14 protein-coding genes and 1 tRNA gene are annotated in these 15653 nt (G+C 60.9%); 6 read left to right on the forward strand and 9 right to left on the reverse strand.

Going from position 1 to position 15653, the window contains the following annotated elements; genetic code table 11:
* Positions 1-90: 90 nt before the first annotated feature.
* Positions 91-852, forward strand: coding sequence for a meso-2,3-butanediol dehydrogenase (locus tag HKD24_RS11015; RefSeq protein ID WP_322783310.1), 762 nt, complete (start codon positions 91-93; stop codon positions 850-852).
* A 56-nt stretch (positions 853-908) separates the two neighbouring features.
* On the opposite strand, the gene rpoH is transcribed toward HKD24_RS11015, so the two are convergent.
* Positions 909-1802, reverse strand: coding sequence for an RNA polymerase sigma factor RpoH (gene rpoH / locus HKD24_RS11020; RefSeq protein WP_194260322.1), 894 nt, complete (start codon positions 1800-1802; stop codon positions 909-911).
* 244 nt (positions 1803-2046) lie between these two features.
* On the reverse strand, positions 2047-3015 hold the full coding sequence (locus HKD24_RS11025; protein ID WP_194260323.1) for an RluA family pseudouridine synthase: 969 nt from the start codon (positions 3013-3015) through the stop codon (positions 2047-2049).
* Here HKD24_RS11025 and HKD24_RS11030 point away from each other — a divergent pair.
* Together HKD24_RS11030 and HKD24_RS11035 are read left to right on the forward strand one after the other, a co-directional pair.
* Positions 3014-3397: a hypothetical protein gene (locus HKD24_RS11030; protein WP_062507860.1), complete on the forward strand. Its 384-nt coding sequence runs from the start codon at positions 3014-3016 to the stop codon at positions 3395-3397. The two genes, HKD24_RS11025 and HKD24_RS11030, sit on opposite strands and share 2 nt — an antisense overlap.
* A gap of 55 nt (positions 3398-3452) precedes the next feature.
* Positions 3453-3929, forward strand: coding sequence for a TspO/MBR family protein (locus tag HKD24_RS11035; protein WP_062507862.1), 477 nt, complete (start codon positions 3453-3455; stop codon positions 3927-3929).
* An 8-nt stretch (positions 3930-3937) separates the two neighbouring features.
* On the opposite strand, the gene HKD24_RS11040 is transcribed toward HKD24_RS11035, so the two are convergent.
* Positions 3938-4237: an ArsR/SmtB family transcription factor gene (locus HKD24_RS11040; protein ID WP_194260324.1), complete on the reverse strand. Its 300-nt coding sequence runs from the start codon at positions 4235-4237 to the stop codon at positions 3938-3940.
* Positions 4238-4331: 94 nt separating this feature from the next.
* On the opposite strand from HKD24_RS11040, the gene HKD24_RS11045 reads away from it, so the two are divergent.
* Positions 4332-5417: an alkene reductase gene (locus HKD24_RS11045; RefSeq protein ID WP_194260325.1), complete on the forward strand. Its 1086-nt coding sequence runs from the start codon at positions 4332-4334 to the stop codon at positions 5415-5417.
* Positions 5418-5462: 45 nt separating this feature from the next.
* Here the strand turns inward: HKD24_RS11045 and rlmB are convergent, their stop codons facing one another.
* Positions 5463-6311: a 23S rRNA (guanosine(2251)-2'-O)-methyltransferase RlmB gene (rlmB, locus tag HKD24_RS11050; protein ID WP_194260326.1), complete on the reverse strand. Its 849-nt coding sequence runs from the start codon at positions 6309-6311 to the stop codon at positions 5463-5465.
* A gap of 69 nt (positions 6312-6380) precedes the next feature.
* Between rlmB and HKD24_RS11055 the strand changes: the two genes are divergently transcribed.
* Positions 6381-6466: transfer RNA gene (locus tag HKD24_RS11055), tRNA-Tyr, on the forward strand.
* 148 nt (positions 6467-6614) lie between these two features.
* Here HKD24_RS11055 and HKD24_RS11060 read toward each other — a convergent pair.
* Positions 6615-11825, reverse strand: a complete 5211-nt coding sequence (locus tag HKD24_RS11060) for a Hint domain-containing protein (protein WP_194260327.1) — start codon at positions 11823-11825, stop codon at positions 6615-6617.
* Between the two features lie 330 nt (positions 11826-12155).
* Here HKD24_RS11060 and HKD24_RS11065 point away from each other — a divergent pair, with 330 nt between their 5' ends.
* Positions 12156-12443: a hypothetical protein gene (locus HKD24_RS11065; RefSeq protein ID WP_062507873.1), complete on the forward strand. Its 288-nt coding sequence runs from the start codon at positions 12156-12158 to the stop codon at positions 12441-12443.
* A gap of 21 nt (positions 12444-12464) precedes the next feature.
* Here HKD24_RS11065 and HKD24_RS11070 read toward each other — a convergent pair whose 3' ends face one another.
* The 4 genes from HKD24_RS11070 to HKD24_RS11085 form a co-directional block, all read right to left on the reverse strand.
* Positions 12465-13589: an SMP-30/gluconolactonase/LRE family protein gene (locus HKD24_RS11070; RefSeq protein ID WP_228124340.1), complete on the reverse strand. Its 1125-nt coding sequence runs from the start codon at positions 13587-13589 to the stop codon at positions 12465-12467.
* 74 nt (positions 13590-13663) lie between these two features.
* The gene (locus tag HKD24_RS11075; RefSeq protein WP_194260360.1) at positions 13664-14860 is read right to left on the reverse strand and encodes a DUF2075 domain-containing protein; all 1197 of its coding nucleotides are present in this window, start codon (positions 14858-14860) and stop codon (positions 13664-13666) included.
* A gap of 20 nt (positions 14861-14880) precedes the next feature.
* Positions 14881-15360 (reverse strand): Cys-tRNA(Pro) deacylase, encoded by a 480-nt coding sequence (ybaK, locus tag HKD24_RS11080; protein WP_062500700.1) that lies wholly within the window; start codon positions 15358-15360, stop codon positions 14881-14883.
* Positions 15357-15626 carry a hypothetical protein gene (locus HKD24_RS11085; RefSeq protein WP_194260329.1) on the reverse strand — a complete coding sequence of 90 codons (270 nt, stop codon included), beginning with the start codon at positions 15624-15626 and terminating at the stop codon, positions 15357-15359. Before HKD24_RS11085 ends, ybaK begins: the two co-directional genes overlap by 4 nt.
* Positions 15627-15653 lie beyond the last annotated feature (27 nt).

The raw sequence follows: 15653 nt of genomic DNA on the forward strand, positions 1-15653 counted from the left end.
CCCGGCCTGCGTGAAGCGTCTTGTAATGGCGTAAGCAGGAAGACGCAGCATCGTTTTCCTGTCCGATGCAACAGACAGGGGAGCATGTCCGTGAAGGACTTTGCAGGCAAAACCGTAATCGTCACCGGAGCCGCTTCGGGCTTTGGCAAGGCAACGGCGACACGGTTTCACGAAAAAGGCGCCAGTGTCGTTCTGGTGGACAAGGATGCGGAGACACTGAAATCGGTTGCGGAGCAGTTCGCCGAAAACGCTCTTGCCATCACATGCGACGTGTCTGATCCGGAAGCGGTTGAGCAGATGTTCAGCCGTGCCATCGGGCATTTCGGGCAGCTTGATGTGCTGGTTAACAACGCAGGCATCGCCGTTCCCGGGCAGCCGGACGAGATTGACAATGCGACCTGGAGCCGGGTCATCGGTACCGATCTGAGCAGCATTTTCTACTGTTCACGGACAGCCATTCCGCATCTGAAGAAGACGAAGGGCAATATCGTCAATGTGGCTTCGATTTCCGGTATGGGCGCGGACTGGAATTGCCCGGCCTATAACGCGGCTAAGGGTGGTGCGGTCAATCTGACGCGCTCGCTGGCGCTGGATCTGGGAAAGTATGGAATCCGCGTCAATGCGGTCAATCCGGGGTTGTGCCGCACGGCCATGGGCAAGGCGCTGGTCGAGGATCCGGAAAAGGCGAAGCGTTTCATCGAACGTACGACACTGGGCCGACTGGGTGAGCCCGAGGATGTGGCGCCGGTGATCGTGTTTCTGGCCAGCCCGGAGGCTGGGTTTGTTACGGGTGCGACGGTCGCCGTGGATGGTGGCACCTCAGCCTCCAACGGTCAGCCCCCAATGTCCTGACATGAAAAACCCCGCTGAAGCAGAACTTCAGCGGGGTTTTCTGAAATGGTGTTAGCTCAGGCCTGAAGACCGTTTTCGCGGCGGCGGTGTTCCACTTCAGCGGCCATGGCCTTCTGAAGCTTCTCCATCGCGCGGGCCTCGATCTGGCGGATACGCTCACGCGAAACATGATAGTGATGGGAAAGCTCTTCCAGCGTGGAAGGCTCTTCCTTCAGGCGACGCTCGCTCAGGATGTGACGCTCACGCTCGTTCAGCGTCATCAGGGCCTGATCAAGAAGCGCCTTGCGGCCTGTGAACTCTTCGGATGCAGCGTAGTTCTGTTCCTGGTTCTCGTGGTCGTCCACGAGCCAGTCCTGCCACTCGCCTTCACCGTCAATGCGTAGCGGTGCATTGAGGCTGTGGTCGGGCGCGGCCAGACGCTGGTTCATCGAGACCACGTCCTGCTCCGGCACGCCGAGCGTCGTGGCGATGGAATTGACCTGCTCGGGCTTCAGATCGCCGTCATCAATGGCCTGCATCTGACCCTTGAGGCGACGCAGGTTGAAGAACAGCTTCTTCTGCGCGGCGGTCGTGCCCATTTTCACCAGCGACCAGCTGTGCAGGATGTATTCCTGCATGGCAGCGCGGATCCACCACATGGCGTAGGTGGCGAGACGGAAGCCACGCTCCGGATCAAACCGGCGCACGGCCTGCATCATGCCGATATTGCCTTCACTGATGAGTTCGTTCACCGGCAGGCCATAGCCACGGTAGCCCATGGCGATCTTGGCTACGAGACGCAGATGGGAGGTGACGAGGCGGTGTGCCGCGCTCGTATCTTCGTCCTTGCGCCAGCGCCGGGAGAGATCAAGCTCTTCCTGCGGCGTCAGCAGCGGGAACTTGCGGATTTCCTGAAGGTAGCGGGTGAGATTGTTCTCGGGACCCACTGAAATGACGGCTGGGGATGCCATGATCTTCGACTCCTTTCGCCCGGGGCTTAACCCGCATCCGGATGAGATGGAGACTCATACGGACCGGCGACGGGATAGTTCCGTCTGACCCAGGTGACGCATTGGGAAGGACTTTCACGTCCCCGACCGTCAGCCCCCGGACTGGGCGACCTCTGGTGGTACGATCCATTCCGGCGGCGCGTCAGCTCGTCGGATGAGCTCTTTATGACAGGCTCAGCCAAAAAAGTCAATGGCCTTTGAAGGTTTAGCCGATCAGTCGCTTTTTCAAGGTCTGGAAGTCTTCGGGAGGCGCAGTTTCGAAAGAAAGCTGCTTTTTTGTCCGTGGATGGATGAATCCGAGTCGGGTCGCATGGAGCGCCTGACGGGGGAAATCAAGGGCCGCTTCCTTCGCATCCTGCGACAGGCCGCGCGCCGCTGCGGGAATCCGGCGCAGATAGACCGGGTCCCCAATCAGGGGGTGGCCTGCGTTTGAAAGGTGAACACGGATCTGATGGGTCCGTCCAGTGGCCAGACGGCATTCGATCAGGGAGACGGCGGCTTGAAAGGGCTCGATCAGTTTGAAACGTGTCAGCGCAACCTTGCCCCCACTGCCCACCACCGCCATGCGTTTGCGGTCTCGCTTGTCGCGGCCGATATTGCCGTCGAACTCGCCTTCTGAAGGCAGAAGCCCCCAGGCAAGCGCCAGATAGGCGCGGTCGATGTCGCGGGCGGCAAAGGCGTCTGACAGCGCGTTATGGACCATCGCCGTCTTGGCCACGACCATCAGCCCAGACGTGTCCTTGTCCAGACGATGCACGATTCCCGGCCGCTTCTCGCCGCCAATGCCCTCGAATCCTTCTCCGCAATAGCCCAGCAGCGCATTGACCAGTGTGCCGGTCTCGTTCCCCGGCGCAGGGTGGGTGACAAGTCCGGCCTGCTTGTCGAGCACGATCAGATCGTCGTCCTCGTACAGGATATTGAGCGGGATCTGCTCGGCGACCGGCCGGGCAGGGGTGGGAGCCGGGAATGTCAGCACCATTTCCATGCCATCGCGCAGCGTTTCCGCAGGCTCGCAGACCGTCTTTCCATTGACGGAAAGATTGCCGCTTTCAATCAGGGCCTTGACCCGGGAGCGGGAAACCGTGCCGATGGCGTCCGCCAGCGCCCGGTCGGCCCTTTGACCAGCCGTGGACGCATCGACAACAAGACGGAATGGGGAAACAGGATCAGACATGACACAGGGTGTAGCCGAGGAAATGGCGAACAGCGAGTCGCAGACGCCAAAAGCGCTTCTGGCCGCCGTAATTTTGATGGGCGTGCTGATCATCGCGGCCGTCTTCGGACTGATCGGCGTGATTGCCTACCGTTTTCTGCATCCCCGTCCAAGCGTCACGGCGACCGTACCGCTGGCTGATGGCGGCTTTTCGCGTCTGGCGCTGCCGCTTGGCGCGGGCGAGCACATCACGGCAGTCACATCCCGTCCGGATGGTCTGATGGCGGTGACGCTGAGTGGTGCGGGAAGTGACCGCGTCCTGCTGTGGAATCCGGAAGCCGGAAAGATCGCCGCCGAGCTCGATTTCGGAACGCCCGCGCCGTCTGCGTCCCCGTCTCCCTGAACCGTGAGCCCTGCTGCCGCGTTAAGGCAGAAGGATTTATAAAGGATCAGGGATTATGGGACGTCTGATTGATGCGGTCGTGGCGGCCGGTACGGTATTCGGGGTTCAATACGCAGCCAGGGAAATCAGCCCGGCTGATGATAAAGCGACCCGCCGCTGGTACGAGCATCTGAACAAGCCGCATTTCAATCCGCCTGGTCCGGCCTATGCCGTAATCTGGACTGTGCTCGACGGGCTGCTGGCCTGGTCGGGCTACCGGTTGCTGCGGGCCGAGAAATCCTGTTGCCGAACAGCGGCGCTTGTTTTGTGGGCACTGTGTGTTGCGGGCGTAGCGGGCTTCCCGTTCTTCGTGTTCCGCAAGCGCCAGCTTGGGACCGGTCTTGCGATCTGCATTGGCCTGATCATGACGTCCGGTGCCTCGATCTGCACGGCACACAAGGTGGACTGCAAGGCGGCCTCAATGCAGGTGCCGTTCTTCGTCTGGCTGATCTTTGCAACCTGCATCCATGAACAGATCTGGCGCAGGAACTGAAACCTGTCTCAGGGCCCGCTGAGTATAGCCGCCAGTAGCCCGGGGAACCGCTCGTCGAGTTCCTCGCGGCGCAGGGAATTGCGGTGCCGGACGCCTTCGATCCGCGTCCGTAGGATCCCGCTCTCCCGAAGAACCTGAAAATGATGCGACATGCTGGATTTGGGCCGTGTCCCGATCAGCGTGGCGCAGTTTGCCTCCCCGACACGCTCCAGATGCCGCACGATGTCCAGCCGAGCGGGATCGGCGAGGGCCCGCAATACCACGGTCAGTTCAAACGTCTCGGGGGTGGGATGGTCATAGGCAGCCATGGCGTTCTTATCCCTTTCCTGAGGTTTTATCGCAACAGTTGCTTTGTTCGGGTGTTATCGAACAACAGGATGACCTGGTTGCAGGAGACAGATAATGCCAACGCTTTTTGATCCCATTGATTTCGGTCCCATTCATGCAAAGAACCGTATCGTGATGTCGCCGCTGACACGCGGACGGGCCACGAAAGAGGCGGTTCCGACCCCGCTCATGGCGGAATATTATGGCCAGCGTGCCAGCGCCGGGCTGATCATCACCGAGGCTACGGGCATTTCCCGCGAAGGTCTGGGCTGGCCGTTCGCTCCAGGAATCTGGACAGATGAGCAGGTCGAGGCCTGGAAGCCTGTTGTGGAGGCGGTCCATGCAAAGGGCGGCAAGATCGTCTGTCAGCTCTGGCATATGGGGCGTATGGTCCATTCATCCGTGACTGGAACACAGCCGGTTTCGTCCTCTGCGACCACGGCTCCCGGCGAGGTTCATACCTATGAAGGCAAAAAGCCTTTCGAACAGGCCCGCGCCATCGATGCGGCAGATATCAGCCGTATTCTGGGTGACTACGAGAATGCTGCCCGCAACGCGATCCGCGCCGGTTTCGACGGCGTGCAGATCCACGCCGCCAATGGCTATCTGATCGATGAGTTCCTGAAGGACGGTACGAACAAGCGCACTGACGAATATGGTGGCAGCCCCGAAAACCGCACACGCTTCCTGCGTCAGGTAGTGGAACGTGTCATTGCTGCTGTTGGTGCTGAACGGACCGGTGTGCGCATGTCTCCCAATGGTGACACGCAGGGCTGTATCGACAGCGCGCCGGAAACGGTCTTCGTTCCGGCTGCAAAGCTGCTTCAGGATCTGGGTGTTGCCTGGCTCGAACTGCGCGAACCCGGACCTAACGGAACGTTCGGAAAGACGGACCAGCCGAAACTGTCACCGCAGATCCGCAAGGTGTTCCTGCGCCCGCTGGTGCTCAATCAGGACTACACGTTTGAGGAAGCACAGGTCGCGCTGGCAGAAGGGAAGGCCGATGCAATCGCCTTCGGTCGGAAATTCATTTCCAACCCGGACCTGCCGGAGCGCTTCGCCAAGGGGATTGCGCTTCAGCCCGACAATATCAAGACCTGGTACAGTCAGGGACCAGAAGGATACACGGATTATCCGTTCGCCACGTCCAGCTCTGACTGAGGCAGGTGCTTCCGGGAGCAGACATTGCTCCCGGAAGCTGCCCGTTCAGACCGGGCGAACCAGTTCGTAGAGTGCCACGGCCGCGGCATTGGAGACGTTCAGGCTCTCCATGTCGCCGGGCATGTAAACGCTGGCGATCTCGTCACAAGTTTCACGCGTCAGACGACGCAGCCCCGCCCCTTCGGCCCCGAGCACAAGCGCCACGCGGCGTCCGGCAAAGCTCTTGCCATCCAGTCGTGTGCCCCCGGCATCCAGTCCCACAACCCAGAAATTCTCGGCCTGAAGCGCCTGCAGAGCACGCGAGAGATTGACTTCACGCAGGATGGGCACAACGTCCAGCGCGCCCGAAGCGGCCTTTGCCATCGCACCACTTTCCTGCGGCGCATTGCGATCCTGCACGAGAAGGGCAGCGGCTCCGAAGGCTGCGGCAGATCGCAGGATCGCACCGATATTGCGTGGATCCGTGACCTGATCGAGCACCAGAACCGGACCGGTCCGTTCGACGATGTCCGGGATGGCCAATGTTTCCAGAGGCTCGACCCGCAGGCAGACGCCCTGATGCACGGCATCGCGCTCACACAGGCGGTCCAGCCGCTCACGGTCCACGATCTGCGGTTTACGGGACGCATTCTCAAAAGAAGCTGCGGCTTCGCGCGTGGCCAGGAAATCGTGAATCACACGCTCAGGATTGGCCAGAGCCGCCTGTACGGCATGGTGACCGTAAATCCAGTAGCCGGGGCCGGAGCTTGCGGCGCTGTCACGACCGGAACGGCCGCCCCGTTCTCTGGTGCGGCCTCCAGACGTATGGGTGCCGTGATCGGCATTGCCGGTGGAAGGGGAGGAACGATCCGTGGAACGGTCGGGAGCGGAACGGGAGGGAGATCTTCTGGCCATAAAAAAGCATATAATCGACAACAGGCGATTGACATAGCCGTCAATCCGCCATATCCCAACCGCCGACCCGGAGAGGTGCCCGAGTGGCTAAAGGGGGCGGACTGTAAATCCGCTGGCGTACGCCTACGTTGGTTCGAATCCAACTCTCTCCACCAGGTCCCTTTTTCCTATATTTTATGAATGACTCAGAATAGCGGAACGCAGCTTCCCTGTGTGGGATAGGCGCGTCTGCTGTGTCTGCTAGGACCGGTGGCTGGTGCGGTAGTTGATCCGGACAGGTCTCCTGTCCGGATCATTTCAGGTTCAGATGGCGGTCTGCAGGGCTGACCTGTCGGTCAGGGCCTGTTCGAGCGCCGTGGTTACGGCCTCGGTGGAGAAGGTCTTGCCGGCATACACCTGACCAGTTTTGACCAGTCCGGACAGGTCAGCAGCGTTGTGCAGGGTTACGATCCGGTCAGCCAGATCAGCGGCTTCTGCCTGAACGAGTTCCTGAAGCTCACTGGTCAGCGCAAGGCCCTCGGCTGCGACTGGCGTCATGACGCAGGGCAGGCCGGAGGCGAGGCTTTCGATGACCTTGCCCTTGATGCCTGCGCCGAAGCGCAGAGGCGCGACACTCAGGCGATGGGCTGCGAGCACGGCACCCAGATCCTGGACATGTCCGAGAACCTGGATGCGGTCATCGGCGAGGGCCTGGATGCTCTCGGGCATGTCCGCGCCGACCAGGGTGCAGCCGATGGTCGGATCGGCTGCCCACACCGCGGGCATGATCTTCTCCACCAGCCAGCGCGCGGCATCGGCATTCGGCGCGTGAGCGTAATTGCCGACGAATACCACGCCGCTGCGATCGACAGACGGACCTGTCTGGGCGGGAATGGCCCAGGGGACCACATGCACGCTGGCCTGTGGCAGATTCCTGCGAAGCTGTTCGGCTTCAGCTTCGGAATGCGTCAGGACGGCATCGGCCTGAAGAGCGGCCCTGTATTCCGCAACACGCATCTGGTTGGCCTGTGCCATCAGTTCCGGCCGGTCCTGCACCGCGGCCTGACGGGCCAGGCGCAGGAAGTGCAGGTCCGCCACGCTATAGAGCACGCGGGCCTTGCGCTGGTTGCGACGGACCAGTGCCATATAGCGCGTCGCGATGTCCTCGCGATGCAGATATACAACGTCAAAACTGTTGGCCTGACGCCGCAGCACGTCTTCGACAGACGCGAAGAACGGCTGACCAAGGACGTTCACATCCGGCAGCGAGTCCAGTGCAGAGACCCGGTCCATCTGGTCGGCAGCAACGAAGCTGACCTCGTAGCCGAGGGCTTCGAGCGCCGCCATGTGGGACAGGACAGCCTGCGATCCAGCATCGCGTTTTGCCATCGGATACTGGCCGTCAATGACCAGAGCGCGGCGACGCTGGATGGACGCCGGTGTGGCCATGCCACGGCGACGGCGTGCGGTTCCGACGGCAGCCTGGGTAGTGCCGCTTGTTGCTTCCGCATGGATCTGACGGAGTTTTTCCACCTGTGCGAGCAGGAAAGACAGGACCTGATCGCCCGTCTGATCTTCTGCTGCGGCGGCCACGGCACGCGCGATGCTGCGGGTCATGTCGGCGTCGAAAGCATCTGCCGCTTCGAGAACCTGCGGCTCGCCCAGAAGCGCGCCGTCAGAGCTGCGACGGATTTCCAGAACATGGCGTGTCATCGGAGACAGGCCGCCGGGTAGCAGGACGTCGAAGCCGCACAGCATCGGCCGTCCGGTACGCGCAACATCCGGCCGGCGACCATTGGCGACCACGGTGGCGAGGGGGACGCCATTATCAACAATCTGGAGGGTTACTGCCTCATCAGGCATGGTCGGAGTGCAGACCCATCCCGTGATCCGGTTGCGGGTGACGCTATCGACACAGCCATCCATCGGGACAACGGGAGTAGACGCCATGATGGCCTGACGCGGCTTCTCTTCGGCCTGATCCATCATCCACGGCACATGGCCGAGGGCTGCGTGATCATCGGTCCGGCGGACTTCCAGAACATGGCGCTCCAGCGGAGAAAGACCGCCTGGAATGTCAAAACGGAACCCGCAGTCGCCGCCAAGATCAGCCCGGGACTGGTTGGCCAAGACTTCACCCAGCACCACGCCGTTATCGACGATCTGCAGGCGTACGGGCCGGTCGCTGCCCGGCACGCGGGCCCAGCCTCTGACATAGCTGTGGGTTGCGGCGTCCAGATAGCCTTCGAGCGGCGTAAATGTTGCGGTTTTCCGGCGGGCCGGGTTCAGGCGGCTGCGAATGGCTTCAAGCTGTGCTCCTTCCTCGACGCGCGGGGCGCAGTAGAGGGCTGCAACCGGGGTGGCATCCGGATAAAGGACGTCATATTCGCCGGCATTGTGGAACATGCCGCGGGAATGATCGTCCACGAAGGTTTCGGACTGCGTGCCATTAGCGATGATGATGTCGTGCTGTTCCAGTTCGATATGGAAATAGGCCACTTCATCCATGCGCTCGGCCTGCAGGATGGTGCTGCCATTCACCAGCAGAACGGCCGGAACCAGAACGCCTTCCAGATACATGGCATGCAGCGGCGAGACCGACAGATCCTGATGCGGCAGGCCGTCTCCGAGCGATCCGCGACGGAACACGACCGGCAGGATATCGCGGTTGCCGTTGGCGAAGGTGCCGGAATAGCTGCGACGGCCAATCCAGCGGATCGGGCGCAGGCCATTTGTGCCCGTCTGGACCAGATCGCCGATCTGAAGGCTCTCAACGGGTACTTCACCGCGATCTGTCAGGATCAGCGTGCCGCGGCAATAGCAGGGTGTACCTTCCGCGAGCAGCATCGTGCCGCCACTGCTGTCGGAGGCGAGGCTGAAGAAATCGGCGTCATAGGCGCCATCGAGGCCGATCGTATAGGTGCTGGTCCCGTTGGTGATCTGAAGGGTCGACGGATCCGTCAGGGTCGTGGTGGCATTGCTGGACCAGGCGAGTTCCGGCAGGTCGATTTTGGCGCCACTGGCAAGTGCGATGTTGTTGGCGGTGCTGCCGGAATACAGCGCCAGACGGCTGCCATTGCCGACCGAGATGTTCGAGGCTGTGCTGCCGCTATGGACCGCGGCCGTCTTGCCGGACGCCAGGGCGATGTCAGACAGGGCGGCGCCGTTCGTGGCGTTGTAATCCGTCATTGCGAGCAAGGTGACGGACGGATCGTGATCGGACTCGCCGGTCAGGGAGCCCGTGTTGACGTGGATCGTCTCGAACTTGCCCGCATTGGCGAAATCTGCGCTGCCGATCGTATGATCCAGCGATTCCGCATTGCCTTCGAAGATGTAGGTGTAGCGGTTGGACGGGTCTTCCGTGGTGCTCATGTCTGTCAGGCCGGCATTGGCATAGACCTGCTGGGCGTCGCTCCACTCCGTGTCGTTGAAATCGCCGAGGATGCCGACTTTTGCTGTCGGGTCACTGGTCAGCAGGCCGTTAACATAGTTCGTGATGTACTGCGCCTGCGCGATGCGGTTGTTGACCGTATCCGTCGTACCGCCATGGTTTACGGGCGGCTGGGTTGCGCCATAAAGCTCGCTGCTGCCAGCCTGCGAGGACAGATGCACGTTGACGAGTGTGACCGTCTGGCCGTTGAACTCGAACGTGCCGACCAGAGGCAGGCGGGTGTTCTTGAACGTACCGCTGGCCAGTTCCTCGTCACCGATGGTCGTGACGGGCGCGGCGAGGCTGACGCGCTCGGGGTTGTAGAGGAAGACGCTGCGGATATTACCGCCCGAAACACCGCCCGAAGCGTTGTTGGTCGGGTCCACCTCGGCCCAGGAATAGGTCGGGCCGCCCGCATCCACGATGGCTTTGACGATGGCCGCGAGGTTCTGCGATGCGCTGACGGTGCCGTCATTGGTCGTGCCGCTGTCGTCCTGGACTTCCTGAAGCGCCAGCACGTCGGGGCTGTCGAGATTGCCGGTAATGATCTGCGCAAGCTGCGTCAGGCGGTCGGCATTTGCCGGGTCAAGCGCGTTGAAATTCTCGATGTTGTAGTCGCTGACCAGCAGGTTCTGGTCGTCCTTGTGCAGGGACGTGACCGGGGCTGGCGTGTCGGTATGCAGGACCGTGACCTGCGTGGTCGGGACCAGTTCATAGACGCCGTTGTAATAAGTCAGAACGCCCGTGATGTCGCCCAGCTTGTCTCCGACTTCCGCGCTGATGGCAGAGCCCGGTGTGACGCCACTGTCGTAATAAAGCTCGACCCGCTGCGTATTAACGCTGTTGGCCGTTTCTTGAAGAGCGCCGGTCGGCGTCAGCAGTCCATCACCGCCATCGGGCACGACCCAGGTCGCGTTCGAGGCTGTGGCGCCGACGGCCACGGCATCATGGATCGTAATGACCTGCCCGATCAGGTTGCGGTAGAAATCGAGCGCATTGGTATCGGGGCTGAGAGAGGCCGTGCTCGTATTCAGGTTAATTGCCTGCGTCAGGTCCCCGAGATAGGACGCGGCCGGAACTGTCAGGCCACCCTGACCGACCACGACAGGCGTGGTGTTCACATAAGCCGCGCCGGTATCGGTATAGGAGACGAGGTTGATTTCCGGGAGGGTGAGGGATTTGCTCCAGGATGTGCCGGAATAGTTCGTGACGGTGCCGGTAACGGAAACGGTCTCGCCTACGGTCGGAAGTGTCGCCGTCTTGCCCGCATAGATGAAGATGCCCGAGCTGCCGACCGTGTTCTTGTCAGGGTTGGACTGCTGGATCCAGAAACCGAGGCTGCCATTCGTGTCCACGGCGGTCACGACGCCCGTGGTCATGACGGAAGCATTGGCATACGGGCTGTAATAGCCGGTGCCATTGATCTGCTGGATCGTCAGGTCCTGCGGGGTTGTCGTGTCACTACCCGTGCCCGAACCTCCGGTATCGCTGCCTGAACCGCCAGTGTCGCCGCCCGTGCTTCCGCCAGAGGATGTGTCGTCATTGGCCGCGCCCGGCGTTGCCAGAACCGTGCCTGCCGCGGCAACGGTGCCATAGCCGTCAATCCCGGCGAGGGACGGGTCATCCGCAACCCAGTCCAAGGTGCTGTCCGTATCCGTGCCGTCGGGGATGCGCGAAGCGCCGTCGATGATCGAACCCGTCAGGACAGGCGCGCCGGCATAGGTCGGATCGCCCTTGCCACCATCGGAGACAGCAATCGTATCCCCGATTTCGGACCAGGGAGTGGACGTGAAAGTCCCGGCATTGGCCGTGTCGAGGTCATCGCCAGCCTTGCCGGTGAAATCCTTGACGAGAAGGACGGTCTGCGTGCCGTTCTGCAGGGCATTCGTCTGAAAAGGCGTGACCCAGTAGCCGTCGCTGTTCGTGACGCCGACTGTAAAAACATTGTCGATCTTGCCGGCCGCGGTGCCGTCACCATCGACGACGATCAGGGACCAGGCGCTGTAATCGGTGTCGGCATCGCCCTTTACTTCAATAAATTCATCGGGATCACCAGATACACTTGGATTGAACATGAATTCATTAATAAGCAATTTCGACGTCATCGAACTCTATCCTGAAGAGGGGTAAGCCCCAGAATGAATACTGAAATGTAAACATGCATTTCGATGAATGTATAAAAAAGAGTCAATATGTTTCGGCAAAAAGACGATATTCATCATGAAAGCTTCATCTTGTATCTTTTCATTTCAATACAATAACGAAATATGTCTTGTGTCACGCAAAGGCTTTTTCCCTGAAAAGGCACTGGTTTTTCAGCAGGAAGGAAAGGCGGACAGATGCCGGAATGCCTGCGGGCGGTAATGGTTCGTTGCTTCCGCGAACGCAGATGTCCGCTATGACAGGCGCGATCTGATCAGGGAGTCTGTGTCCGCATGAAGCCGCATATGTTCATCATGATGATTCTGGTCGGGCTGGCAGGATGTTCGCATCCACGCCCGCAGCCGACGGACAGCCGGTCCGCGCTGCTGAGGCCGCTGGTTACCAGTGGCTCCGACAAACAGGCGGACTCTTCCCGGCCGGATCATAAGATCCACGGGGCCGTCAGTGTTGGAACGGGCTTTGGCAGTGCAGGGAATTATGGTGTCGGCCCGCAATCCGGTCTGGGTTCTGCGACCGGAATTGGAGCGGGCCGTATGGGGCTGACGCCGGAAGGCTGGTGAGCCTCCCGGCGTCGGATGGCTTCAGTTCAGCGGGGCGATTTTCACGACAATATACGGCATGACTTCGAGGTCCTTGCCATCATGGAAGGCCGGCAGCCGGGCCCACTGGCCGATTGTGCTGTAGAGGGCGCCATTGGCATAGGCCAGGCCATCTGGTTCGGTCATGCGCGGATCATGGGCAACGACGGAGATTTCGCCGTCCGGCTTGCGCCGCAGGATGGCATGACGCTCATCATCCGTGATGTAAAGCGATCCGTCCGGGCCGGTCGCCATGCCGTCTCCCATGCCGGTTTCGCCTTCATCTTTCACAGCCCGCTCCAACGTGGTTTCGCTGGCTTTCTGATCGGACAGGACTGCGGTCGGTGCGGAATAGAGGCGGCGGCTGGTCTGCGGCTGCCAGTAAAGCGTCTGCTGGTCCGGGCTGATGGCAATGCCGTTCACACCACCCTGGGGCAGGATGGCGTGGTCCGGATCGTAACGTCCGGCGACACCGTCCATCATCGCAACAAACCCCGGCTGCGGCATGACGGGAACCGTATCACCAAGGATGCGCCGCTGATGTCCCGTCGCCAGATCAATGACGACCAGCGCCGGATGCACGCCGGTCGAACTGTCGGTGATGAAGGCCGTGCCCGCCGTACCATGCGTCAGGTCGATCCGGACGTCATTGACGTGGCTGTCCGGCAGCAGGGCAGGCGCGGAGAGCGGGATGACCTGCGCGATCTTTGCACTGGCGGGATCAATGCGGAAAAGCTTCTGTGCGCCTGAGACCGTGCCCGTTCCGGCCACCATGCCTTCATCCAGAACCCAGAGCTGTCCTTTCGCATCAACCGTCATGCCAAGCGGGGAGACGAACTGCTCCTGCGCGGCGGCATCGGGGAAGGGCGTCAGCTTGCCATTGGCATAGAGCGCCAGACGCGGGCCGGAATGTTCATGCGCGCTGCGGGGGAAACCGAGTACCAGGCGTCCATCGGGCAGGACCGCAATACCGGAAGGCTGGGCGTTGGGAAAGCGCCCGATGATCTGCACATTGCCCGAAGGGAGCGTGCCCTTGTCCACCGTCTGGGCGGCGAGGGCTGGGGATGCAGCGGACAGCGCGGCGAGACCGGCGCTGAAAGTAAGAGCCAGAAGTGTCTGACGGGGCATGGTTGAAATCTCCTTTGCCGCACAGGACCAGAGCGGCTGCATGATGACAACTCACGCAAACGCGAGCACAGAGGTCAGGTTCGCAGCAGGCGCTCACGCAGGGCGGGATCATGGGCGTACAGGAACAGCCCGTGGATGCCGCGTGTGAGGATGACGTTCAGCGCATTGAGAATGACGCGCTTCTTCGCCTCTTCCGGCGCTGCAATCCCGTCGCGGCCCTGAAACGCCGCACTGTCCTCGTAACGCTCCGGCCGCACCCCGATCCGGTCGTTCTTCGCGTCATAGAACAGCGACGGCCCGAGAATGACGCCCGCATAATTCAGATCGAAGCCTTGGATCGTATAGACGGACCCCACCTCGTCGATCGTATCCGGTCGTTCGGCCCAGGGCAGTTTTTCGCTCGGCAGGGAACGGTCCCAGCGCAGGCGGAAATCGCCTTCGGTAATGAAATGATCCTCACCGTTGAGCGTGTAGGGATAATCATAGGTCGAAAGCAGGCGGCATAGGCCGTATTTCGCATTGTACGCGCACAGATCCGCATAGAGCTTCGCGCAGTCGTCATAGAGGCGCAGATCAAAAGACGGATCTTTCGGGCGCGGCAGGATCTCACCCTGTCCCAGCGCATCAATCCACGAACATGTCGCCGGACTGGCCGAAACGCGGAACTGCGTGTCGAGATGGAACGTCTCCGAAGGGCGCCCCTTGCGGAAACTCTCCAGCAGATCGGTGGACCAGTGGCTCTTGAATTTCAGGACCTGCAACGGATCGAATACCACCACCACGATCCGCGCCCAGCGCAGGATTTCTTCCAGATGGTTCTGCTGTGCGAAATGGTTGTAACGGTCCGGCCGCGTCAGCAGCAGATGCGCCTCGTCCACCAGAACGATATCCGCGCGCTTGCCGGTTTTGGCAGATTTGTTGATGAATGTCGTCGGACGTTCGTAATCGCTTTTGCGCAGGTTGGGCATGGTGGCCGCGATATTGCGATAGAGCTTGAGCATCTCCGGATGGTTGACGATCACCATGTTCCGCAGACCACACAGCGGATCATTCGCCGCGCCACTCCGCGCCCGGGTCTGGAGCGTATTGAAGATCGCGTTCAGGACAACGCTCTTCCCCGTGCCCGCTGCACCCTCGATGACGAAAAGCGCGCTGTCATCCGTCTGATGCCGCTCGCAGAACGACACCACCCGATGCAGCAGCTCCGTCTGCGGTCCGGACAGCGCAAGCTCAGGGGAAAGCTTGTGCGTCGCGGCATTGTCCAGTGCCATGGGGGAAGCGGTCACGCGGCTCAGTCCGCGGCGATATCGGCCACTTTGGCATCCGTGGCGCGCTGGGCATCCGCCGGCGTGATCCGCACGACAAAACCCTGACCACCCGCATTGATATAGACATGCTCGCGCGGCATGGCGTCCTGCGAGATGACCACGGGGATCGGCGTTTTCGAACCGAACGGGCTGGTCCCGCCGGACTGGAACCCCGTCAGCTCCTGTGCCTTCTCGGGGTTCATCATCCGCGCATTGCGCCCGTCAAACAGCGCCGCAACCTTCTTCAGGTTCATCCGCTGATGGGCAGGGGCCACCACGCAGACCGGCTGCTTCTTGTCCACTTCGACCACCAGCGTCTTGAGCACGTCTTCGGGTGCCACGCCGATGGCCTCGGCCGCCTGCATCCCGATCAGCCCGCCATTGGGGGCGTATTCGTAATCATGGACGCTGAAGGGAATGTTTTTCGCTGCCAGAAAGGCCGTTGCAGCTGTTTCGCGGGTCATGTGAGCGCTCCGTTGCCAGCAGCAGGTCTGCACGCGCCGGACGACTGAAATTCGTTGGAAAGCAGCTCCGGCATGACCTGCAATAGTTTGAAAACTTTATGGCGGTACGGGCCGGGATTGGCAACAAGCAGGTCCTGTGAAGTTCGGATGCGATCGTTCGGGAACCTTTTGGATGTATCGTTCTTGATGAGAAGAATGACTTTTTCTTTGTTATTGTTTAGCGGTAAAGATATTCCTGAGATGTCGAGGTCCGGGAGAATCGGCATGAGCAGTCGGCGCGTTGAGAGCCTGTC

It is taken from the genome of Gluconobacter vitians (genome assembly GCF_015244565.1).
GTDB classification, from domain to species: domain Bacteria; phylum Pseudomonadota; class Alphaproteobacteria; order Acetobacterales; family Acetobacteraceae; genus Gluconobacter; species Gluconobacter vitians.